The organism is Microbacterium sp. Cr-K32, from assembly GCF_000708345.1.
Classification (GTDB): domain Bacteria; phylum Actinomycetota; class Actinomycetes; order Actinomycetales; family Microbacteriaceae; genus Microbacterium; species Microbacterium maritypicum_A.
This window is the reverse complement of record NZ_JARD01000028.1, coordinates 71,745-92,393: the sequence shown is the minus strand read 5'-3', so window position 1 is coordinate 92,393 and position 20,649 is coordinate 71,745. Positions and strand designations below refer to the sequence as shown.

22 protein-coding genes and 1 tRNA gene are annotated in these 20,649 nt (G+C 68.3%); 17 read left to right on the top strand and 6 right to left on the bottom strand.

Annotated elements, in window-relative coordinates:
• Positions 1-17 precede the first annotated feature (17 nt).
• Positions 18-2,816, bottom strand: a complete 2,799-nt coding sequence (locus tag GZ64_RS0114800) for a hypothetical protein (protein ID WP_029267336.1) — start codon at positions 2,814-2,816, stop codon at positions 18-20.
• 23 nt (positions 2,817-2,839) lie between these two features.
• Positions 2,840-4,663 carry an HSP90 family protein gene (locus GZ64_RS0114795; protein ID WP_036331683.1) on the bottom strand — a complete coding sequence of 608 codons (1,824 nt, stop codon included), beginning with the start codon at positions 4,661-4,663 and terminating at the stop codon, positions 2,840-2,842.
• 195 nt (positions 4,664-4,858) lie between these two features.
• Between GZ64_RS0114795 and GZ64_RS0114790 the strand changes: the two genes are divergently transcribed.
• From GZ64_RS0114790 to GZ64_RS0114750, 9 genes are all read left to right on the top strand, one after another.
• Positions 4,859-4,931 (top strand) — tRNA-Trp (locus GZ64_RS0114790).
• 40 nt (positions 4,932-4,971) lie between these two features.
• Positions 4,972-5,244, top strand: a complete 273-nt coding sequence (gene secE, locus GZ64_RS0114785; RefSeq protein ID WP_021201065.1) for a preprotein translocase subunit SecE — start codon at positions 4,972-4,974, stop codon at positions 5,242-5,244.
• Positions 5,245-5,284: 40 nt separating this feature from the next.
• Positions 5,285-6,328, top strand: coding sequence for a transcription termination/antitermination protein NusG (gene nusG / locus GZ64_RS0114780; RefSeq protein ID WP_029267332.1), 1,044 nt, complete (start codon positions 5,285-5,287; stop codon positions 6,326-6,328).
• A gap of 248 nt (positions 6,329-6,576) precedes the next feature.
• Positions 6,577-7,008: a 50S ribosomal protein L11 gene (gene rplK, locus GZ64_RS0114775; protein ID WP_017829145.1), complete on the top strand. Its 432-nt coding sequence runs from the start codon at positions 6,577-6,579 to the stop codon at positions 7,006-7,008.
• An 11-nt stretch (positions 7,009-7,019) separates the two neighbouring features.
• Positions 7,020-7,709 (top strand): 50S ribosomal protein L1, encoded by a 690-nt coding sequence (rplA, locus tag GZ64_RS0114770; protein WP_021201063.1) that lies wholly within the window; start codon positions 7,020-7,022, stop codon positions 7,707-7,709.
• Between the two features lie 208 nt (positions 7,710-7,917).
• The gene (locus GZ64_RS0114765) at positions 7,918-8,739 is read left to right on the top strand and encodes an amino acid ABC transporter substrate-binding protein (RefSeq protein ID WP_029258909.1); all 822 of its coding nucleotides are present in this window, start codon (positions 7,918-7,920) and stop codon (positions 8,737-8,739) included.
• A 3-nt stretch (positions 8,740-8,742) separates the two neighbouring features.
• Entirely contained in the window at positions 8,743-9,408 is a 666-nt protein-coding gene (locus GZ64_RS0114760; protein WP_029258908.1) for an amino acid ABC transporter permease, read from the top strand.
• Complete coding sequence (locus GZ64_RS0114755) at positions 9,395-10,198, top strand: amino acid ABC transporter ATP-binding protein (RefSeq protein WP_029258907.1); 804 nt, start codon at positions 9,395-9,397, stop codon at positions 10,196-10,198. The genes GZ64_RS0114760 and GZ64_RS0114755 overlap by 14 nt, the downstream gene beginning before the upstream one ends.
• A 48-nt stretch (positions 10,199-10,246) precedes the next feature.
• Positions 10,247-10,603 carry an iron chaperone gene (locus GZ64_RS0114750; RefSeq protein ID WP_029267331.1) on the top strand — a complete coding sequence of 119 codons (357 nt, stop codon included), beginning with the start codon at positions 10,247-10,249 and terminating at the stop codon, positions 10,601-10,603.
• A 6-nt stretch (positions 10,604-10,609) separates the two neighbouring features.
• On the opposite strand, the gene GZ64_RS0114745 is transcribed toward GZ64_RS0114750, so the two are convergent.
• A complete protein-coding gene (locus GZ64_RS0114745) occupies positions 10,610-11,272 on the bottom strand; it encodes a LysE/ArgO family amino acid transporter (protein WP_029267329.1) in 663 nt (220 codons plus the stop codon).
• A gap of 70 nt (positions 11,273-11,342) precedes the next feature.
• On the opposite strand from GZ64_RS0114745, the gene GZ64_RS0114740 reads away from it, so the two are divergent.
• The gene (locus GZ64_RS0114740; protein WP_029267326.1) at positions 11,343-12,287 is read left to right on the top strand and encodes a LysR family transcriptional regulator ArgP; all 945 of its coding nucleotides are present in this window, start codon (positions 11,343-11,345) and stop codon (positions 12,285-12,287) included.
• On the opposite strand, the gene GZ64_RS0114735 is transcribed toward GZ64_RS0114740, so the two are convergent.
• Positions 12,226-12,714 carry a MarR family winged helix-turn-helix transcriptional regulator gene (locus GZ64_RS0114735; RefSeq protein WP_029258903.1) on the bottom strand — a complete coding sequence of 163 codons (489 nt, stop codon included), beginning with the start codon at positions 12,712-12,714 and terminating at the stop codon, positions 12,226-12,228. The two genes, GZ64_RS0114740 and GZ64_RS0114735, sit on opposite strands and share 62 nt — an antisense overlap.
• Positions 12,701-14,422, bottom strand: a complete 1,722-nt coding sequence (locus GZ64_RS0114730) for an MDR family MFS transporter (protein ID WP_029267324.1) — start codon at positions 14,420-14,422, stop codon at positions 12,701-12,703. The genes GZ64_RS0114735 and GZ64_RS0114730 overlap by 14 nt, the downstream gene beginning before the upstream one ends.
• A gap of 279 nt (positions 14,423-14,701) precedes the next feature.
• Between GZ64_RS0114730 and GZ64_RS0114725 the strand changes: the two genes are divergently transcribed.
• Genes GZ64_RS0114725 through GZ64_RS0114705 form a run of 5 tightly spaced genes read left to right on the top strand, consistent with a single transcriptional unit; the run spans position 14,702 to position 17,732 of the window.
• The gene (locus tag GZ64_RS0114725; protein WP_029258901.1) at positions 14,702-15,322 is read left to right on the top strand and encodes a SipW-dependent-type signal peptide-containing protein; all 621 of its coding nucleotides are present in this window, start codon (positions 14,702-14,704) and stop codon (positions 15,320-15,322) included.
• A gap of 7 nt (positions 15,323-15,329) precedes the next feature.
• Positions 15,330-15,947, top strand: a complete 618-nt coding sequence (locus GZ64_RS0114720; protein ID WP_029267322.1) for a SipW-dependent-type signal peptide-containing protein — start codon at positions 15,330-15,332, stop codon at positions 15,945-15,947.
• A 26-nt stretch (positions 15,948-15,973) separates the two neighbouring features.
• The gene (locus GZ64_RS0114715) at positions 15,974-16,591 is read left to right on the top strand and encodes a signal peptidase I (protein ID WP_029267320.1); all 618 of its coding nucleotides are present in this window, start codon (positions 15,974-15,976) and stop codon (positions 16,589-16,591) included.
• A complete protein-coding gene (locus GZ64_RS0114710; RefSeq protein ID WP_029267318.1) occupies positions 16,588-17,238 on the top strand; it encodes an LPXTG cell wall anchor domain-containing protein in 651 nt (216 codons plus the stop codon). Before GZ64_RS0114715 ends, GZ64_RS0114710 begins: the two co-directional genes overlap by 4 nt.
• A complete protein-coding gene (locus tag GZ64_RS0114705) occupies positions 17,235-17,732 on the top strand; it encodes a hypothetical protein (RefSeq protein WP_029267316.1) in 498 nt (165 codons plus the stop codon). The genes GZ64_RS0114710 and GZ64_RS0114705 overlap by 4 nt, the downstream gene beginning before the upstream one ends.
• Before the next feature lie 28 nt (positions 17,733-17,760).
• Here GZ64_RS0114705 and GZ64_RS0114700 read toward each other — a convergent pair whose 3' ends face one another.
• Positions 17,761-18,441: a YqaJ viral recombinase family protein gene (locus GZ64_RS0114700; protein ID WP_029267314.1), complete on the bottom strand. Its 681-nt coding sequence runs from the start codon at positions 18,439-18,441 to the stop codon at positions 17,761-17,763.
• A 445-nt stretch (positions 18,442-18,886) separates the two neighbouring features.
• On the opposite strand from GZ64_RS0114700, the gene GZ64_RS19510 reads away from it, so the two are divergent.
• Entirely contained in the window at positions 18,887-19,726 is an 840-nt protein-coding gene (locus tag GZ64_RS19510; protein ID WP_051668084.1) for a hypothetical protein, read from the top strand.
• A gap of 389 nt (positions 19,727-20,115) precedes the next feature.
• Positions 20,116-20,604, top strand: coding sequence for a 50S ribosomal protein L10 (gene rplJ / locus GZ64_RS0114690; protein WP_017829129.1), 489 nt, complete (start codon positions 20,116-20,118; stop codon positions 20,602-20,604).
• Positions 20,605-20,649 lie beyond the last annotated feature (45 nt).

Genomic DNA, 20,649 nt, shown 5'->3' with positions numbered 1-20,649 from the left:
TCTCGCCGGCCCGGCGCTCAGCTCTCCAGGTGCGCGCGGATCTCGGCGGCTTCGCCGTGACGGCCGAGTGCCTCGAGCACGTTGCCGAGCTCGAGGGCCGACACCTGCAACAGCGGCGGGTGTCCGGCCGCGTGCTCGATGGCGCTGCGGTAGACCGGGACCGCGTCGGCTGAGCGCTCGTTGCCGGCGAGCACCCGTGCCGCGAACAACTCCGAGCCTCCGGCCGAGCCCAGGTCTCCGAGCGCTGCGAAGCCGTCGGCCGCGGTGAGAGCAGCCGAGACGGCTTCATCGACACGGCCGAGCTCGGCCAGCGCCCGTGCGCGCGAGTCGGTCACATCGGCGAGCAGCCACTCGGCCTCGTGCTGCTGCGCGAGGGCGGCGACCTCGTCGAAGAGCCCGAACGCCCGCTCATCGCCGCGTCCGCCGTAGGCCTGGCCGAGACTGTGCAGAACCTCGGTGAGCGCGCCGACGGCTTCGGGCGCGCGCCGTACGATCTCGGCGGCGGACTCAAGCAGGGCGATCGCATCGTCGTGCTCGTCGAAGCGCGCGAGGATCTTGGCCTGCTCCGTCATCGACATCGCCTGGTCCGCGTGCTCCTCGGCCTGCCCGAACAGTTCGGAGGCATAGCCGTGCGCACCGACCGACTGACCGAACTCGCCCGCGGCGCTCAGGGCGCGCGCGAGCATCGACACGGTCATGGCGCGCGAGCCGGCGGGGACGTCGGCCTTCTCCTCGCGCTGCAGCACGTCGCCGAACAGCTCTGCGGCTTCTTCTGCATCGCCGACACGCAGCATCGCGCGCGCGAGACGGAAGTCGAGTCCGGTCGTGTCCGCTCCGGCTTCGCCTCCCAGGCGCGCGGCGAGGCGGTAGCGCGAGACGGCTTTCTCCGGCTCGTCCGCGTCCTCCCAGAGGGCTCCGGCGAGCAGGTGCGCGTCACCGAGCGCGCGGGTCGCTCCCAGTTCGGCGAGCAGGCGGCAGGCCTCGTCGGCATCGGCCGCGCCCTCCAGGTACGTGTTCCCGCCGCCGCGCACGCGTGCGCGGGTCTGCAGGGCCTGGGCCCGGTGGCCCGCGCTGAGGTCGTCCTGAGCGAGGAAGCGGTCGAGCAGCGCGCTCCCCGCCTCGAGGTCGCCCTTGCTCAGCACGGCCGAGATGGCCAGCAGCGTCGTGGTGTTCGTCAGACGGGTGTCCTCGGCCTCGGCGAACGACCGCGCCGCCACCTCGGCGTGATCGAGCGCGGCGTCGGGTTCGCCGGACTGCAGGTGCAGGGCGGCGCGGCTGATCGCGAGGTCGCCGCGTGTCCAGGCGGGGAGATGCTCGGAGGCGCCGATCTCCTCCTCGAGGGCGGCGGTCGTCTCCGGGGTGTTCAGCCCGAACGTCGCGAGGCCGAGACGTTCTTCGAGATCGGCCTGCACATCGCGACCGGCCGCGCGCAGTGCGGCGACACGCTCCGGGAGGAGCTGCAGAGCCTCGTCGGCGCGATCGAGGGCGATCAGGATCCCCAGGCGCATCGAGAGCAACTGGGCGCGCTTCGCGGGGTCCTCGACCTCGAGAGCCCGGGGCAGGGCCTCGAGCGTCTCGTGCTCGGCGCCGAACTGGGCGAGCTGCATCGCCCGCTCGAACCATCCGTCCGCGTCGACCGGTGTGGTGGTGGGTGCCGCGGCGACGAACGCGTCGGAGCGGATCGGAACGTCGTACCGCTCGTCCGCCAGCGCCCGCATCCGTTCCAGGCTGCGGGCGTGCCCGTCCGTCCCGTCACGCTCGTCGAAGCCCGCTCCGATCCGCTCCGCAGCGGTCCACGCGGCTGCCGCGAGCTCGGCGGCGCTCCAGGTGCCGTCGTGCTCGCCGAATAACGGGACGAGGGCGGCCGACTCCGCGCCGCGCACGGGAGTGTCGCCGTGTCCGACGGCCGTCACCCGGTCCAGCGCCACGGCGAGGGCCGCGAGAGCCGCGAAGTGGGCGTCGACGTTCAGGCCGTCGTGCGCGAGCCAGGAGATGTGCTTCTCGACCAGTGCGAGCGCGCGCGCCTCGTTGCCGGTGAGGGCTGCGAACACGATGTTGTTGGCGACGATGCGAAGGTTGTCGGGGTTGTCCTTGGCCAGTCGGTAGCTGCGCAGATGCGCGGTCTTCGCCTCGTCGAGGCGTCCGGCACGCAGGTACGGCAGGAGCACGCGCGAGAGGGCGTGCTCGGGCTCCTCTCCACAGGAGAATCCGCCCTCGATCATCTCCTCGACGAGCACGATCGCCTCGGCGTCGCGGTCGGTGTCGGCGAAGAAGCCCGCGATCTGACTGCGTCCACAGGCGTCGCAGTGGCTGTGGTCGTCGCGCGGCGTCGCCTCCAGCTGCACGCGCAGCGCCTCGGCCTCGTCCATGCGACCGGCGTCCCAGGCGTCCTCGAAGCGCGCGGTGAGCACGCCGCTGACGCCGAGCCCCGCGGCGCGGTAGTGCGACTCCATGTCGTCGAGCACGGCGGCGATCTGCTCCTGCGAGAACGCGGGGGAGGACCGCAGCGACGAGGCCATCCACTTGAACTGCCACATCAGATCGGCTCCGCCGTTGTCGAGATCGGCCGGGAAGCGCTGCGGGTCGGCATCGTGATGGGCGAGGCACCACGCGAACGAGTTGAGCATCACGTCGGTGGCGCCGTTCATGTTCGCCGACGCGGTCTGACGCATCCGAGCCTCGTACTCGAGCCGCTCGTCGCCGATCTCGATCGCCAGGGCGACGGCCTCGGAGACCAGCGCCTGCTCTGCGGGCCCCCAGGGGGTGCGATCGATCTCCTCGATCAGCTGCTGGAAGCGCTTCTTCGGACGTGCCATGGAGGGGACCTTTCGGTGGAGAGTCAGCGGGCGTCGCCGAAGGGGATGGTGTCGCCCTCCAGACCGGCCGAGAGCGAGACGAGGTCGGCGAGGGCGCTGGTCATCAGCGTCCGGTCGGCGTCCGCGAGCGGATGGTGCCCGGCGAGAAGCGCCTGGATGTAGAGGAGCTGCACGGTGCGCGCGAAGACGGCGTCGTCCTGCACGCGCACCAGGGCGCGCACGACCCGATTGGACCAGTTCAGGCACAGGCGCGCGCGCAGATCGTCGTCGCGGGCGGATGACAGGGTCTGGTCGATGCGATCCAGCACACCGCCCCAGAGGGCCCCGGTGACGCCCTTGGTGCGTCCGCGGTCGATCGCCCGCAGCACCTCGGGGTCGGCCACGTAGAGCCCGGCCAGATCGGGGCGGTCGATCGACCGGACGACCACGGAGCAGTCGGATGCGGCGAGCACGGCACCGGCGCGCGCTTCGAGGGCGACGGCCGCATCGCGGTCGTCGAGGGGTGGCGGATCGAGACGATCGAGTTCGCCCGTGACATCCACTTTTTCGACGGAGACGTGCGGGTAGAGATCGGGCAGCATCCGGATCAGATCGGCGTCGTAGAGGTAGCCGCCGTTGACGAGCACCTCATCGGAGGGGGAGATGCCGGCCACCTGGCGGAATTCGTCCACGCTCTGCGCGTAGCGGATGTGCGGGTATCTCTCGACGAGGTCGCCGACCCGCACCGTGCCGTGCGTCGTCTCGACCGTCAACCAGCGGGAGATGAAGTGGGCGAGCTCCTCGTCGTGGCGCACCAGGGATTTGAGGCCGACCTCGTGCACGGCGACGAACTGCGCGAGACGATGGGGTTCGCGCAGCCCCAGCTCGAGCACCCAGCGGCGGATGCCGGCGCCCAGCTGCTCGCGCACGCGTTCGAGCGCCGCGTCCTCGACGAGCGATTCCCTGCTCGCGGTGGGAGCGAGGCCGGTGGAATCGATCACGGCGCGCACGAAGAAGGCCCAGTCGGGGAGCACGTCGTCGACGCGCTCGGAGAGCAGCATCCGTCCCAGGTACATGCGCGTGGCCTGGCGTGCACCGGGAGGAGGGGCGAACGGCAGTACGTACGCGAGGCCGCGCGTGCCCGTCGCGGGCTCGCTCAGCTCGATGACGTCGAGCGGACTCGCGCCGAGGAGATCCCGACCGTAGCCGACCGCCGCTTCGGGGTCCTGCGCGGCGTCGAGGAACGGAGCGTCTCGGGTGATGTCGATGTCGCCGGCGGCGGCGTCGATCGTGACGCGCACCGGCAGGAACTCCCCGAACGTCGTCGCCAGCTCGTGCACTGCGGCGGGGCGCAGCAGCTCGTCGGCGTCGAAGCGCGGGACGAGGTGCACACTGGTGCCGATCGGCAGCTCCTCGTCGATCTCGGCCACCTGGAACGTGCCGTCGGCACTACCGGTCCACTCGACCGAGGCGCCGCCGCGGGCGCTGCGCGAGCGGATGACGATCGTGTCGGCGACCATGAAGCAGCTGAGCAGACCGATGCCGAACTGCCCGAGGTAGTCGCTGCGGGGGAGGTCGAAGATGTCCCGCTTGGAGCTGCGGCCGACCGTCGCCAGCAGATCGGCGACCTCCGTGGCGGTCAGCCCCACGCCGTCGTCGCGCAGCACGAACTCGCCGGTCTCGGCGGTCAGCGGAGTGATCCGGATGCGGCCGCCGCCACCGTCGACCTCGCGGCGGGCGGTGATCGCGTCGCGGGCGTTCTGCAAGAGCTCTCGCAGGTACACGCGAGGACTGGAGTAGATGTGCCGGCTGAGCAGATCGACGACTCCGCGCAGATCCACCTGGAACTGCTGCACTTCAGCGCTCACCGGCGCTCCCTCCTCCTGCATACGCTCGCTGAGCCTAACAAGAACACGCCATCGCGATCCCGGTTCGGCGCGACCGGATCGATGCCGTATGCTTGTGGGGCAGTTGTTGTCTGCATTCTTTCGCCATGCCTGGGGTCTTCCGATCGCGGCTACGGTGGCAGAGTGGGGAGAACACCCCGAGACCTCCCGGTCTCTAGGGCGGTAGCTCAATTGGCAGAGCAGCGGTCTCCAAAACCGCAGGTTGCAGGTTCGATTCCTGTCCGCCCTGCGCGTCAGCGCAACGCTGACACACGAAAGGTACATTCAGGATGGATCAGGACGAACCGCGCGGCGAGGTCGTCGCGGCCGGCGCCACCCGCGAGAAGAAGGGCAACCCCTTCTCCCGGTTCTTCGGGAGCATCGCCCTGTTCATCCGCCAGGTCATCGCCGAGCTCCGCAAGGTCGTCACCCCGACTCGCAAGGAGCTGTTCAAGTTCACCGGGGTGGTGCTCGTCTTCGTGATCATCGTCATGGGCATCGTCTACGGCTTGGACTTCGCCTTCGGGCTCTTGGCGCACTGGGTGTTCGGAATCCCTGGCTGATGACCCCCGCGGCTCGCGCCGCAGCTATGGAGAAAACAACGTGTCTGAACGATATTCCGACGACGCCGACTGGGCGACCGCCGCAGAGCAGTCCAGCGAGGAAGACGAGGCCCAGGAGGGCAACGTCCTCGCTGAGGAAGAGCTCTCGGTCACCTCGGCCGAACACGTCGCGGTCCACGTCGAAGATGAGGACGGCGAAGAGGATGACACGGCTGACATCGACATCGACATCGACGACCCGGAGGCGGACGCGATCGTGAACGACGCTCTCAACCTGGACGAAGCGGCTGAGTCTGAGGCTGCCGCTGAGGTCCTCAACGAATCAGTGGCCGAAGAGGTCGCCGAGCAGGAGGCGGAGGCGGCCGACGAGGTCACTCCCTACGACGGTCCCGAGCTCGGCGCCGACGACGCGCAGGCCGACGAGGACTCCTCGACGGACGACGACGACGAGGACGCCGAGGAAGACCCGTACGAGGCCTTCCGCATGGACCTCCGCATGCTCCCGGGCAAGTGGTACGTCATCCACTCCTACGCCGGTTTCGAGCGCAAGGTGAAGGCCAACATCGAGCAGCGCAAGTCGACGCTCGAGGTCGAGGACGAGATCTACCAGGTCGAGGTCCCGATGGAAGACGTGGTCGAGATCAAGAACGGCCAGCGCAAGATGGTCACCCGCGTGCGCATCCCCGGCTACGTGCTGGTGCGCATGGAGCTCACGGAAGACACCTGGTCGGTCGTGCGGCACACCCCGGGTGTCACCGGCTTCGTGGGCAACGCCCATAACCCGACGCCGCTGCGCTTCGAAGAGGCCTTCAACATGCTGAAGTCGCTCGTCGAGGTCAAGGACGTCCCCACGGCCAAGAACATCGCGTCGAAGGGCGGCGTCGCCGTCGCTCGTCCCCTGCCGGCCGAGGTCGACTTCGAGGTCGGCGAGACCATCACGATCAAGGAGGGCTCGTTCGCGGGTCTTCCCGGTTCGATCAGCGAGATCAAGCCCGAGAGCGGCAAGCTCACGGTCCTCGTCTCCCTCTTCGAGCGCGAGACGCCGGTGGAGCTGTCGTTCGACCAGGTCACCAAGATGGTCTGACACACATTCACACGAGAACGGCCGTCCCTCTCGGGGCGGCCGTTCTCGCGTCGTGCAGGCGCCTCTTGCGTCGGGCAGGCGTCCGTTGCGCCGCTGAGCGGCCGTGGCCCGCAGGACTCCTCCTGATCGGGTAGACTTGTGTGGTTTGTGCGACGCTTCGGCGTGCGCGGAGACGACCACGTTCCGGAACCGCCGGATCTGTGGGAGAAGCGGATGCTCCGGCATCCGATTCGATGAAAGGAAAGAGAATGGCACCGAAGAAGAAGGTGACCGGCCTGATCAAGCTTCAGATCAACGCCGGTGCAGCCAACCCGGCGCCGCCGATCGGCCCCGCGCTCGGTCAGCATGGCGTCAACATCATGGAGTTCTGCAAGGCGTACAACGCCGCGACCGAGTCGCAGCGCGGCAACGTCATCCCCGTCGAGATCACCGTCTACGAGGACCGCAGCTTCACCTTCGTCCTGAAGACCCCGCCTGCTGCGGAGCTCATCAAGAAGGCCGCCGGCGTCCCCAAGGGCTCCGCGACCCCGCACACCGTCAAGGTCGCGAAGATCACCAAGGACCAGGTCCGTCAGATCGCCGAGACCAAGCAGGCCGACCTGAACGCGAACGACATCGAGGCCGCGATCTCGATCATCGCCGGCACCGCCCGTTCCATGGGCATCACGGTCGAGGGCTGAGGAGAATAATCATGGCTACCAAGTCCAAGGCTTACAAGGCTGCCGCCGAGAAGATCGAGGCAGACCGTTTCTACACCCCCACCGAGGCTGTCGCCCTCGCGAAGGAGACCGGCTCGACGAAGTTCGACTCGACCGTCGAGGTCGCGCTGAAGCTCGCCGTCGACCCCCGCAAGGCGGACCAGATGGTGCGCGGCACCGTCATCCTGCCCCACGGCACCGGTAAGACCGCCCGCGTCATCGTCTTCGCCACCGGCCCCGCGGCCGAGGCTGCGATCGCCGCAGGTGCCGATGAGGTCGGCGGCGCCGAGCTCATCCAGAAGGTCGCCGATGGCTGGACCAACTTCGACGCCGCTGTCTCCACCCCGGAGCTCATGGGCCAGGTCGGTCGTCTCGGAAAGGTGCTCGGACCGCGTGGTCTGATGCCGAACCCGAAGACCGGCACCGTGACTCCGAACCCGGCCAAGGCCGTCGAGGAGATCAAGGGCGGAAAGATCGAGTTCCGCGTCGACAAGCACGCCAACGTGCACTTCGTCGTCGGCAAGGCATCCTTCACCGCAGAGCAGCTGAACGAGAACATCGGCGCAGCGCTCGAGGAGATCGTCCGCCTCAAGCCGTCGAGCTCGAAGGGCCGTTACATCCAGAAGGGTGCGGTGTCGACCACGTTCGGCCCCGGCATCCCGCTGGACGTCAACTCCATCTGAGTCTGACTCTCTGAAACGCCCCCGGGTTCGCCCGGGGGCGTTTCTGCGTCCTGCTGGCGCTCGAACGGGGCAGGGCCCCGAGAGGGCCGGCCAGCCCGCGAAACGCAACGTCATCGGATGCGGCGAACCGCCGAGCGCCACGTACTGTAGGGGAGTTCCCGCGTCGGTCGCGTAAACTCGCACCGCGCTTCACACCCCAGGAGGGTTCATGTCCCGTCGTCTCATCGCCGTCACCGCACTCGTCGTCGCCGCTGCAGCCCTGACCGCCTGCAGCGGGTCGAGCACGCCCGCGAGCACCTCGGGCAGTGGCGAGAGCTCCGCGAGTTCGGAGTACGGTCTCGCGAAGGACGGCACGCTCACCGTCGGAACTGAGGGCACGTATCGCCCGTTCAGCTTCCACGGCGACAACGGCGCCGGCGACCTGACCGGATACGACGTGGAGATCATCGAAGCCGTCGCCGACAAGCTCGGCCTCGAGGTGAAGTTCGAAGAGACCCAGTGGGATGCGATCTTCGCGGGCCTCGACGCCGGACGCTTCGACGTGATCGCCAACCAGGTCACGATCAATGACGAGCGCGAGGCGAAATACCTCTTCAGCACGCCCTACACGGTCTCGCCCGGCGTGATCGTCGTGAACGAGGACGACGACTCGATCTCGTCGTTCGCCGACCTCGAGGGCAAGACCACCGCACAGTCGCTCACGAGCAACTGGAACGACCTCGCCACCGAATCGGGTGCCAAGGTCGAGGGCGTCGAGGGCTGGGCGCAGGCCGTCGAGCTCCTGCGTCAGGGCCGCGTCGATGCGACCATCAACGACAAGCTGACGTTCCTCGACTACGAGACGACCAACAGCCCGACCGGTCTGAAGATCGCCGCCGAGACCGAAGATGCCGGCGAGCAGGCCTTCGCGTTCACCAAGGACAAGGAAGCGCTCGTCACGGCGGTCGACGGGGCGCTCGACGAGCTGCGTGCGGACGGAACTCTGGCCGAGATCAGCAAGAAGTACTTCGGCGAAGACGTCTCGCAGTAATCGATGGAGAACCCCTGGCAGCTGTTCCTCGACTCGCTCGGGCCGATCGCCTGGGCGGGGCTGACGGCGACGGTGCCGCTCGCACTGGCATCGTTCACGCTGGGACTCGTCATCGCCATCGGCATCGCGCTGATGCGGATCTCCGTGAACCCGATCCTCTCTGGCGTCGCGCGGTTCTACATCTCGGTGATCCGGGGGACGCCGCTGCTGGTGCAGCTGTTCGTGATCTTCTACGGCATGCCGTCGATCGGGATCACGATCGATCCATGGCCGAGCGCGATCATCGCGCTGTCGCTCAATGTCGGCGGCTACGGCGCCGAGGTGGTGCGTGCGGCCATCCTCTCCGTCCCGCAGGGGCAGTGGGAGGCCGCGTACACCGTGGGGATGAACCGCACGCGCACGCTCACGCGCATCATCCTGCCGCAGGCGGCGCGGGTGTCGGTGCCGCCGCTGTCGAACACGTTCATCTCCCTCGTGAAGGACACCTCGCTCGCGTCGCTGATCCTCGTGACCGAGCTGTTCAAGGTGGCCCAGCAGATCGCGTCGACGACCTACGAGTTCATGGTGCTCTACCTCGCCGCGGCGCTGGTCTACTGGGTGTTCTGCCTGGTGCTGTCATTCGGACAGAGCGCCCTCGAGAGGAGGCTCGACAGTCGTGTCGCGCACTGACAACACTTCAGAGGCTCTGCTCACCGCCCGTGGCCTGCACAAGAGCTTCGGTGACAACGAGGTGCTCCGCGGCATCGATCTGACTCTGCACCGTGGCGAGGTCGTCGTGCTCATCGGCCCCAGCGGCTCGGGTAAGACGACCGTGCTCCGTGCGCTCAACGGGCTCGAGACACCGGACGCCGGCACGATCGTGGTCGCGGGCGGGCCGGAGATCGACTTCGCGCCCGCCGTGCAGCCGAAGCCCCGCGTGCAGAAGCAGAAGCGACTCGCGCTGCGCGACCGTTCCGCGATGGTGTTCCAGCACCACAACCTCTTCCCGCACCTGACGGTTCTCGAGAACGTCATCGAGGGGCCGTGGCGGGTGCAGGGGCGTCCGAAGGCCGAGGTGGTGGCCGAGGCGCTCGCGCTGCTCGACCGGGTCGGCTTGGCCGACAAGGCGGATGCCCGCCCGCACCAACTCTCCGGAGGGCAGCAGCAGCGCGTGGGAATCGTGCGCGCGCTCGCGCTCAAGCCCGACCTGCTGCTGTTCGACGAGCCGACCAGTGCGCTCGATCCGGAGCTCGTCGGCGAAGTGCTGCTCGTGATCAAGGAGCTCGCGGACGAGAACTGGACCATGGCGGTCGTCACCCACGAGCTGAGCTTCGCGCGCGAAGCCGCCGATCACGTGCTGTTCATGGACGGCGGCGTCGTCGTGGAGCAGGGGCCGCCGGCCGAGATCTTCAGCGCGCCGAAGCACGAGCGCACGAAGCGTTTCCTCACCCGCATCATGCGTCCGCTCGACGGCGTCTGATCGCGCACGGTCCTCGCCCTGCGCGTCGATCGGTGGCAGGATGCCCTCGTGGGAACCATCGACGACTACCTGGCAGAGCTCACCACGGCGGATCGTGAGGCGATCGATCGGGTCTACGCGGTCGCGCGTCAGGAGGCGCCGGAGTCCGAGCAGGGCAAGGGCTACGGCATGCCCGCGCTCGTGCACGGCGGCAAGCCGCTGCTCTCGGTGATGCGCGCCAAGAAGCACATCGGCATCTACCCGTTCAGCCCGGATGCCGTCGCCGCCGTCGCCGACATGCTCGACGGGCATCCGGGAGTCAGCGTCGACAAGGGCACCATCCGGTTCCAGCCCGAGCATCCGATCCCGGGCGAGGTGCTCGAGACGCTCGTCCGCGCCCGGCTCGCGCAGATCGACAGCGTCTGACTCCGCTCAGATTCCTAGCACCGGCAGCACGAGGCTGATCGCGATCGCGATCATGACCACCGCGATCACGGCGTCGAGGATGCGCCACGACCGCGGGGTGCGCAACCAGCGCCCCAGATAGCGGGCGCCGAACCCCAGCACCGTGAACCACAGGATGCTGGCGGCGATCGCCCCGCCCGCGAACAGCCAGCGCTCGTCGCCGTGGGTGGCGGCGATCGATCCGAGCATCAGCACGGTGTCGAGGTACACGTGCGGGTTGAGCCACGTGAGGGCGAGCGTCGTCAGGATCACGGGTGTCAACCGCGTGCGAGTGAGCGTCGCCGTCACGCCGCTCGATGCGAGCGATGCGGAGGGCGAGGAGTCGGAGGTCTCGACGACCAGCTCCTCACCTCCACGCCAGGCCCGGCGTGCGGCCAGGATGCCATAGGTCAGCAGGAACAGCGCCCCCGCCCATCGTGCGACGACCACCAGCCACGGCGCGGCAGAGATCACGAAGCCGAGCCCGGCGACGCCCGCCGCGATCAGCGCTGCGTCGGAGAGCGCGCAGATGGCCACAACGGCGAGGACGTGCTCGCGGCGGATCCCCTGACGCAGCACGAAGACGTTCTGCGCGCCGATGGCGACGATGAGGGAGAGACCGAGGCCGAGGCCGGCGAGAACCGTGAGCATGGATACAGCCTAGGAACGGCAGGACATCAAGAGAAGCGAAGATTTCTACCGAACCATTAGCATCACTGATGTGCGAATCGATCCCGAACTCGCGGCCACCCTCGCCGCCATCGTCGACGAAGGGACACTGGATGCCGCCTCGAGGCGACTGCAGATCACTCCTTCCGCGGTGAGTCAGCGGTTGAAGACTCTCGAGCAGCAGCTGGGGCGCATCCTGGTCGTGCGCACCAAGCCCGCACGGCTGACGCAGGCGGGGGAGGCGGTCGTCCGTCTGGCGCGGCAGGTCGCTCTGCTGGAGCATGATGCGCTGGCCGGCGTGGGTATCGACGAGGCCGGCGGGGCGCGCAGGATCAGCATCCCCCTCGCGGTCAACGCCGACTCGATGGCGACGTGGTTCCTCGCTCCGCTCGCGCGCCTGTCCGCCGCGCACGACATCGACTTCGACCTGCATCGAGACGACCAGAACTTCACCGCCCGTCTGCTGGAATCGGGGACGGTGATGGCGGCCGTCACGAGCGAGGAGACTCCGGTCTCCGGCTGCTCGGTGTCGCCGCTCGGAGTGCTCGAGTATCGGGCGATGGCAGAGCCGGGGTTCGCCGCCCGATGGTTCCCGAAGGGAGTGACATCGACCGCGTTGACGGCCGCGCCGTTCGTCGACTTCGACCGTCGAGATACGCTGCAGCACGAATGGCTCAGGGCGATGTCGGTCGCGCAGGAGGGCGTGCCGCGGCACTACGTCCCGGCATCCCATGACTACGCCCTCGCCGTCACCCTGGGGCTCGGTTGGGGGATGGTGCCGTTGTTGCAGGAGTCGGCTGGGCTCGTGCCGTTGGGGGGACCGACCCTGCGCGTGCAGCTCTATTGGCAGCAGTGGAACCTGCGCTCGGAGTTGCTCGACACGATCGCCGCGGAGGTCGCCACCGAGGCCCGGCGCGTGCTCGGCGGCGCCCCGATCACTCGGCGGCGGACGAACCCGGCGTCACGCCCGAACCGAGGGCGTGCAGCAGCCGGGTGAGGTTGCCGATGTCGGTGAGGCTCCACTGCTCGAGCGTGCGCAGCAGCAGGCCCTCCTGCGGCAGTCGAGCCGCTGACAACCGCTCCGTGCCGAGGGGCGTGAGCTCCAGGAGGGACGAACGGCCGTCGGCGGGGTCGGCGGTGCGCTCGATCAGACCGAGTTCCTCCAGCTCGCGCACCGTGCGGCTGACCTGTCCCTTGTCCATGAGCATCCGCTCGGACAGCGTCGACACGGTCACCCGTTCGCATCGGGCGATCGTCGTGAAGATCTTGTAGGCGCCGGGCAGCAGACCGGGGCTCACCCGATGGGCGTTCTCGGTGATGACGCGGCGGAAGTGCGTGATCAGCTCACTGAACTCCGCCTCGAGGGCGCGGACCGCTTCGGCCCGCGCCTCCGGGGTGTCGATGTCTTTCTCAGCGTCGGGCATCGGAGGCGCCGTCCCCACGGTCACCTGCGCGGTCGACGACCGTCACGGTACCGGTCGTCGGGGCACCGGAGAGCGCAGTCGCGTCGGCGATCGCCACGTCGACCGCGCCGTCGACGCTGCCGTCGACGGGCTTCTTCTTCGCGGCGTCCGCCTGGGCGCGCTCCGTCGTGGTCATCGTCGTCAGCGGTCGGTTCGGCAGGAACAGGATCGCGATGAGGCTGATCACCGCGAGCGGGATGCCGATCAGGAACGCGTGCGAGATGGCCTGGGCGTAGAAGTCCTCGATGATCGAGCGCACCGGTTCCGGGAGGAGTCGGACCTCCGGCAGTGTTCCGCTGGAGAGCTGTGCGGCGACTTCGGCGCCCTTGTCGCCGAGCTGGGCGATCGCTGCCCCGATGCGCTCCTTGCCGTCGCTGAACAGACCGGTGAGGCTGTTCGCGAGCACGGCGCCCATGACGGAGACGCCGATCGTGCCGCCGAGGCTGCGGAAGAAGGTCACGCCCGAGCTCGCGACGCCCATCTCGCTGGGCTTCGCGACGTTCTGCACGATGAGCACGAGATTCTGCATGGTCATGCCGACGCCCGCGCCCATCACGAACATGTAGATCGAGACGAGGACGAAGTTCGTGTCGTAGTGCAACGTGGACAGCATCACGGAGCCCGCGATCAGCAGCACGGACCCGAGGATCAGGTAGCCCTTCCACTTGCCGAAACGGGTGACGAGCTGGCCGATGACCATCGACGAGATCAGGAGGCCGGCCATCATCGGCAGGGTCATGAGCCCGGCCTCGGTCGGCGTCGCACCGCGGGAGAGCTGCATGTACTGCGCGAGGTACACCGAGGTGCCGAACATCGCGACGCCGATCGAGATCGACGCGAGCACCGAGAGGGTGAAGGTGCGGCCGCGGAACAGCGTGAGCGGGATGAGCGGCTCGCGCACCTTGAGCTCGACGATGATGAAGGCGATGGCCGAGACGATGGCGCCGCCGACCATGAGCACGGTCTCTGTGCTCCACCAGTCGAACGTCGAGCCGGCGTTGGTGATCCAGATGAGGATCAGCGAGACGGCGGCCGACAGCAGCACGATGCCGACGTAGTCGATCGACACCTTGCGGGTGCGCTCGGTGCTGATGTGCAGAGTCTTCTGCAGGATGATCAGTGCGGCCACGGCGAAGGGGAGGGCGACGAAGAAGTTCCAGCGCCAGTTGGCGACGTCGGTGATCCATCCGCCGAGCAGCGGGCCGCCCACGGTGGCGACAGCCATCACGGCACCGAACAGACCCATGTAGCGGCCGCGCTCGCGCGGGCTGATGATGTCGGCCATGATGACCTGGCTGAGGGCGGCGAGCCCACCGCCGCCGATGCCCTGGATGGCGCGGAAGGCGATGAGGGTGTTGGTGTCCTGCGCGAATCCGGCCGCAGCGGTCGCTCCGACGAAGACGATGATCGCGATCTGGATCAACAGCTTGCGATTGAACAGGTCGGCGAGCTTGCCCCAGATCGGGGTCGAGATCGCGGTGGTGAGGAGCGTCGCCGTGATGACCCAGGTGTAGGCGGCCTGGTCGCCGCCGAGGTCGTGCACGATGACCGGCATCGAGGTGGAGACCACCGTGGTCGCGATCATCGAGACGAACATGCCGAGGAGGAGGCCGGTGAGGGCTTCGAGCACCTGGCGATGCGTCATCTTGACGGGGGAATCCGTGGTCATGCGTGACCTTTCGCAGAAGGGTGGTGGAGATGCTGCGACAGCTCTGGCGCGCACGAGATGGTTGAACTGCGTCAACTATACGCCGATCGTTGATATACGTCAACGATCTTCGAGAGGGATTCGGATCTGCGCGGGATGAGCGAATGTCGTGCGCGAAATCGCCTTGTTCTGCGGATGAGGCGGGGAGAGGATGGCGCAAACGCGCGGATGCGGGGTCGTTGAGGGGCGACCGGACGACAGGCATTCGCGTGGTTCACGAATTCCTGAGGGGGAAGCGACATGGCAACCAAGGCAACCCAGCGCAAGGTCCTGGCGGTACTGGCCGGTGGACTCGTGCTCGGCATCGGCACCGCAGTGACGCTCGCGGTCTGGAACGACTCCGAGTTCGCGAACGGCACGTTCACCGCGGGCGCATTCAATCTGCAGGGGTCCACCGACGGCACCGCGTACGCCGACCACAACTCCGCCGGCACCGCGGCGACTCTCGCCTTCACCCTGCCGGCGGGGCTCGTGGGCAACATGTCGCCGACGAGTTCGGTCTACGCCGGATTCTGGGTGCGCCTCGCAGCCGGCACCACGAGCGGAGCGAACCTCGTCGCCGACGGCACGACGGCCGACCCCGCCGCGAGTTCGAACACCGGTCATCTGTCGTACTCGATCTACCAGCTCGCGCCGGGCGCCACGTGCAACGCGGCGAGTGCCACGGGCACGCCCATCGCGACCGGAGCGACGCTCGATGTGCAGACCGGCGTGACGCAGGTTCCGCTCACGGCCGGCGGCACATCGGCCGTGCCCGGCACGGCGGTGCAGTTGTGTTTCAAGGTGACGGCGGATGCGTCGCTCACGCCGAGCCTGGTGACCAACGCCACCTGGAAGTTCACGGCCACGTCGACGAACTGAGCATGTGATGGTCACCCGCAGAGATGTGCGGGAGAGGCGGCGGCTGCGCTCCCGTCGGCTGAGAGCCGTCCTCGCGGGCGGGCTCGTGCTCGGCATCGGCGTCGCCGCCACCCTCGCCGCCTGGAATGACTCCGAGTACGGATCCGCCAGCTTCACGGCCGGGAGATTCGACATCGTCGGAGCGGTCGACGGTTCCACGTTCTCGAGTCACGCCACCACGGGCGCGGCGGCGACCCTGAACTTCCAGCTCGCACCCACCGCGATGGCGCCGGGGAACGCGACGTATGCGCTGTTCAGCGTGAAGACGGCGAACCCCTCGGTGGCGGGAACCCTCCAGCTGACCGCGGGAACACCCGGCGGCACGGGGCTCGCGACGTATCTCACCTACGGTGTGCGCACGATCGCGGGCACCACCTGCAACGCGACCACGTACGCGGCGGGGACGGCCGTCGTCGCGGACGGGTCGGCGCTCACCGCCGGGGGGTCGGGGACGCAGGCGGTGACGGCGAACGGTGCGGCTCAGGTCAACTACTGCTTCGCGGTCACCCTCCCGACGACGGCCCCGAACGCCGCGCAGGGACTCTCGATGACGCAGACCTGGCAGTTCCTCGGAACGTCGTCGTAGGCGCGGATGGCAGGGAGGAGGACGAGATGACGACCCCCATGACGCGAAGGAGCCTGCGCGAGAAAGAGACGTCCCTCGCCGCGGTCGAACCCCACGCGACCGCGGCGAGGGTACATACCGGCATGCGGCCGGGGCGTGTGATCGGCGACGCGCTGCTCTGGATGGCCGCGGTCGCCGGGGCGATCTGCATCCTGCTCGTCGTGCTCGCTTTCACGGCGCAGATCACGCTCATCATGTTCCGCACAGGGTCGATGTCCCCAACGATCCCCGCGGGCTCCGTCGCGGTGGTGCAGCGCGTCCCGGCGACCGAGATCGAGGTCGGCGACGTCGTGACCGTCGACCGCGAAGGGGAGCTGCCGGTGACCCACCGCGTCACCACGATCGTCCGGGGTGCGAGCGCGGATGAACGGGTGATCACGATGCGTGGCGACGCGAACGCCGCAGACGATCCCTTCCCCTACTCGGTGACATCGGTGCGGAAGGTGCTGTTCTCCGTTCCCGGTATCGCGCTCGTCGTCGCGGGTATGGGGAACCCGATCGTGCTGGGAGCCCTGACAGTTGCGGCGACGTCGCTGGTCGTCTGGGCGTTCTGGCCGCGCGGGCAGCGCCGGTCCGGGCGCGATCCCGACGGGAACGGGCCATGAGGCGCGCGCTCGCCGTCGTCCTGCTCTCCGTCCTCGCGGTCACGATGCCGGTGGTCACGATGCCGACGGCCGCATGGGGTGCGCCGACGACGCAGATCATCCAGGGGTCGGTCCTGCGCCTCGTCTCCGTCGCGGACTGGACGGCAGCCAGCAGTCTGCTGCCGGGACAGCCGGTGGAATGGGACATCGCGGTGAGTGCCGATGCCCCGGATCCGGGGGTCGTGCGGATCGCGGTCAGCGCGACGGGTGATGCGCAGCTGCTCCTCGACGTCTCCCTGTGCCTGCAGGAATGGACCGACGCCGGATGTCCCCATGGTGCCGCCACGCTTCGTACGGCGTGGAGCATCCCGCGCGACGGGGTCGAGATCCCGCTCGCACAGGTCGCCGACACCGAGACGGCGCATCTTCGCCTCGCGATCTTCCTGGATCCCTCCGGGGGTGCGGGTGCGGGCAGCACCGATGTGCGCGTGCACGCGCAGGGGGCGGGCGAGACGGTGATCGTGGGGTCGGACGGCGGCCTCGCGACGACGGGGCTGCCACAGGGCATGCCGTGGGCGGTCATGGCCGGCTCGGCGCTGGTGGCGTCGGGCATCGCACTCGCGGGTCGGCGTCGACGCGCGACGTCAGAGACGCGGAGTCGACGATGAGGCGGCCGACGCGCGCACGCATCCTGGCAGGAGCCCTCGGCCTCGTCGTGCTCGTCGGCGTCGCCTCGACGCCCGCTGTGCAGGTCACCGACGCCGCATTCACCGACAGCGAGTATGCGACGCGCACGTTCACCGCGGCGACCCTGGCCGCCCCCGTGGTCACCTCGTGCACGGTGACGAGCTTCCTCGGCACGTTCACCGGCTTCACCATCACGTGGACATCGCCCTACCTGACCGTGCAGCAGCGGCTGTCGATCAACAACGTCGTCGTCGACAACAGCAACGTCACGCAGAGCGGATCCGGCCCCTACACCTACTCGTCCACGATCAGCTCCGGATTGCTGAACACGCTGCTGGGGAGTCTTCTTGGATCGTCCAACGCGGTGAAGGTCGAGACGATCTACGCGGGAACGTCGTGGGTCTCACCGGCCGCGACACGCACGCTCTCGGTCGGAGGTCTGCTCGGTCTCGGTGGCAACAACACCTGCACGTGAGGCCGGGCTCGGCCTCGGCGGGGTCGGATCAGTCGGCGAGGGCCAGCGCGCGGAACGCGTCGCGTTCACGGAGCTGTTCGCGCCGGCTCGCGGCGGCATCCATCACCCGGCTCGGAACCTGCTGGCCGGTGGTGCGTCGGTAGAGCTCATCGATGAGATCCGTGGCGAGGCCGACGAGCTTCGCGATCTCGCGGTCATCGCGGTCGATCCACACGCAGCGCGGCTCATCGTGGATCGGGGCGAAGTCGACGTGCTCTTCCCAGACGAACAGGGTCCGCTCGGCACCGAGCACGTGCTGCTGCCACCACACCTGACGGAGGTAGGTGCGCGGGATACCCCGGAACGCCTTGTTCGTGGTCTTGATCTCGGCGAGCTTCACGCGTCCGTCGGCGTCGACCGCGATGCCGTCAGGGGTGGCCAGGTGCCGGTGCTCGACCTCGGCGCGGAACAGTGCGGAGGAGGGAAGGATGCCATGGGTGGCCGCGACCCATGCCGCGATCTCGGGCTCGCGTCGTCGACCATGATCGGTGTAGGCGTTGCCGCCGAAGCGGGGTCCGCCGCCGAGCTTGGAGTCGGCCGCGCGGGCGATCGACTTCTCCGAGGTGAGACCTGCCACGTCGGTGGCCGTGATGCCCCGCGAGCGCGCACGCAACCATGCCACGCGGTCGCGGGAGTCCGCGACGATGCGTGCAGAGAGTTCCGGGGTCACCCTTCGACCCTAACCCCGCGCGCCGACCCTCCCTCCCGTACACGCCGCCCTCCCGCCCTCCCGCCCTCGCCCCGCCCCGCCCCTGCGGCTCCCTGCCGCTCCCTGCCTCGTTTCGCCGTCGAGTGCACGGCATCTCGTCGAGCGCACGGGACCTGTACGTGAGTACGCCGTCCATTCGGCGACATCCCGTGCACGCGACGAGCGTGCCAGTTCTCCTGCACATTCGCAGAACGGACGAGGAAACGGAGGGACGGCGGGGGAGGGTGGGGAAAGAGGGAAAGTGAGGGGTGGCGAGAGGCAACCATGGGGCATGCCGCACGTATCACCCGCTCTTACTCAGCTCGTCCGCTCGCGCGCAGACCTCCTCCAACACGGATGGACGGATCGGAGGATCACCGCTGCCGTGCGGGAAGGAGAGCTTTTCGCCTTCCGCCGTGGATGGTTCATGTCTTCGACTGCTCGGGAGAATCTGTGGCCGGAGCAGAGGCACCACGCCCATGTCATCGCGGTGGCGCGCGACGCACGGGGGCCAGCCGTGATGTCGCACGCGTCCGCCGCCGTGCTCTGGGGTTTGCCGCTCTACGCGATGCGGCCCGCCCGCGTGCACATGACGACGGCGACGCCGAGGCGCATCTCGAGTGCACCGGATGTGTTCCGTCATGTCGCTCCCCTGCCGGCCGCCGACGTCACAGTGCGCGGCGGGATCCGATGCACGTCGTTGTCGCGAACGGTCTTCGATCTCATCCGCTCGCTGCCGGTGGCCGCGGCCGTCGCAGCGGCTGATGCGGCGGAGCGGCAGATTGCCGAGCGGCAATGGGAGTGGGACCTGGATGCTGTCGTCGCGTGGCGTCGTGGACTCGGCGAGAGGCTGAGCGAGGCCGGAGGTGCCCGGGGGATCCGTCAGGCACGGTGGGTGGCGGAGTTCGCCGATGGGCGGGCGCAGCTTCCCGGCGAGAGCGTGAGCCGACTGCAACTGCGCAGACTCGGCTTCGCCGACCCCGAGCTGCAGGTTCCGGTCGACGGACCGGACGGCACGCAGTACTTCGTCGACTTCGGGCTTACCGATGTCCGCAGCTTCGGCGAGTTCGATGGAAAGACCAAATACCTCGATGAAGCGCTGCGCTCGGAGCGCACGCTCGAGCAGGTGCTGTTGGCAGAGAAGCAGCGAGAGGACTGGATCCGGGGTCGAACCCGTTGGGGCTTCGCGCGGTGGGGGTCTGAGCGCATCGCAACCCCCGCTGCCTTGGCTACACGCCTCTCTTCCTTCCACATCACCCCACCCTGAGTCGCCCCGCTGCCAGGTTGTCGCGTCGAGTGCACGGGATCTCGCCGAGCGCACGGCAACTTCGTGCTGGGAACCCGTGCACTCGTTGAGATCCGGTGCGCTCGGCGGAGGGCGGAGAGGCGGAGGACGGAGGACGGAGGACGGACGGTGGCGGAGGGGTGGGGATTTGGGGGAGCGGGGCGGGTGGGGTACAGTTATCTCGAACCGAAGACCGCTGGTCATCGTCGTGTGCGCAAGCATGCAGCGATCGAAGCTCTGCATAGCAGGGGCCCGCGCAGGCCACGAACTTTCAAAGCTCCGTGCGCTTGCGCCGGAGCTTTTTCTCTTGCAGGTGGTCCAGGTCGGCGCCTCACCACCGTGCGGCGCCTCGTACACACCAAGGAGTGACCATGGCGCAGAAGGATGCATCGGTCGCCGAGCTCACGAAGTCATTCGAGAACTCGACTGCCGTTCTGCTGACCGAGTACCGCGGTCTGACGGTTGCCCAGCTCAAGGAGCTGCGCAACAGCATCCGTCAGGACGCTGAGTACGCCGTGGTGAAGAACACGCTGACCAAGATCGCCGCCAACAAGGCTGGCATCTCCGCGCTGGACGACGACCTCAAGGGTCCGTCGGCTGTCGCGTTCGTGCACGGTGACTTCGTCGCCACCGCCAAGGCTCTGCGTGACTTCGCCAAGGCCAACCCGCTTCTCGTGATCAAGTCCGGCATCTTCGAGGGCAACGCCCTCACCGCGGACGAGGTCAACAAGTACGCCGCGCTCGAGAGCCGTGAGGTTCTGCTGGCGAAGGCTGCGGGCATGATGAAGGCGACGATGGGCAAGGCTGCCGCCACCATCGATGCTCTTCGCGAAAAGCTGGAGACCGCAGAGGCCGCGTAAGCGACCTGCGATCTCGTCTACAAACCCCATCTATCTAGGAGATAC

What these genes read in the sequence shown, in the direction of transcription:
- rplJ (WP_017829129.1), top strand. Translation starts at nt 20,116, where the DNA reads ATGGCGCAGAAGGATGCATCGGTCGCCGAGCTCACGAAGTCATTCGAG.
- GZ64_RS0114760 (WP_029258908.1), top strand. Translation starts at nt 8,743, where the DNA reads ATGGAGAACCCCTGGCAGCTGTTCCTCGACTCGCTCGGGCCGATCGCC.
- GZ64_RS0114705 (WP_029267316.1), top strand. Translation starts at nt 17,235, where the DNA reads ATGAGGCGGCCGACGCGCGCACGCATCCTGGCAGGAGCCCTCGGCCTC.
- rplA (WP_021201063.1), top strand. Translation starts at nt 7,020, where the DNA reads ATGGCTACCAAGTCCAAGGCTTACAAGGCTGCCGCCGAGAAGATCGAG.
- GZ64_RS0114720 (WP_029267322.1), top strand. Translation starts at nt 15,330, where the DNA reads ATGGTCACCCGCAGAGATGTGCGGGAGAGGCGGCGGCTGCGCTCCCGT.
- GZ64_RS0114710 (WP_029267318.1), top strand. Translation starts at nt 16,588, where the DNA reads ATGAGGCGCGCGCTCGCCGTCGTCCTGCTCTCCGTCCTCGCGGTCACG.
- GZ64_RS0114735 (WP_029258903.1), bottom strand. Translation starts at nt 12,714, where the DNA reads ATGCCCGACGCTGAGAAAGACATCGACACCCCGGAGGCGCGGGCCGAA.
- GZ64_RS0114730 (WP_029267324.1), bottom strand. Translation starts at nt 14,422, where the DNA reads ATGACCACGGATTCCCCCGTCAAGATGACGCATCGCCAGGTGCTCGAA.
- GZ64_RS0114725 (WP_029258901.1), top strand. Translation starts at nt 14,702, where the DNA reads ATGGCAACCAAGGCAACCCAGCGCAAGGTCCTGGCGGTACTGGCCGGT.
- secE (WP_021201065.1), top strand. Translation starts at nt 4,972, where the DNA reads ATGGATCAGGACGAACCGCGCGGCGAGGTCGTCGCGGCCGGCGCCACC.
- GZ64_RS19510 (WP_051668084.1), top strand. Translation starts at nt 18,887, where the DNA reads ATGTCTTCGACTGCTCGGGAGAATCTGTGGCCGGAGCAGAGGCACCAC.
- GZ64_RS0114765 (WP_029258909.1), top strand. Translation starts at nt 7,918, where the DNA reads ATGTCCCGTCGTCTCATCGCCGTCACCGCACTCGTCGTCGCCGCTGCA.
- GZ64_RS0114715 (WP_029267320.1), top strand. Translation starts at nt 15,974, where the DNA reads ATGACGACCCCCATGACGCGAAGGAGCCTGCGCGAGAAAGAGACGTCC.
- GZ64_RS0114800 (WP_029267336.1), bottom strand. Translation starts at nt 2,816, where the DNA reads ATGGCACGTCCGAAGAAGCGCTTCCAGCAGCTGATCGAGGAGATCGAT.
- rplK (WP_017829145.1), top strand. Translation starts at nt 6,577, where the DNA reads ATGGCACCGAAGAAGAAGGTGACCGGCCTGATCAAGCTTCAGATCAAC.
- GZ64_RS0114745 (WP_029267329.1), bottom strand. Translation starts at nt 11,272, where the DNA reads ATGCTCACGGTTCTCGCCGGCCTCGGCCTCGGTCTCTCCCTCATCGTC.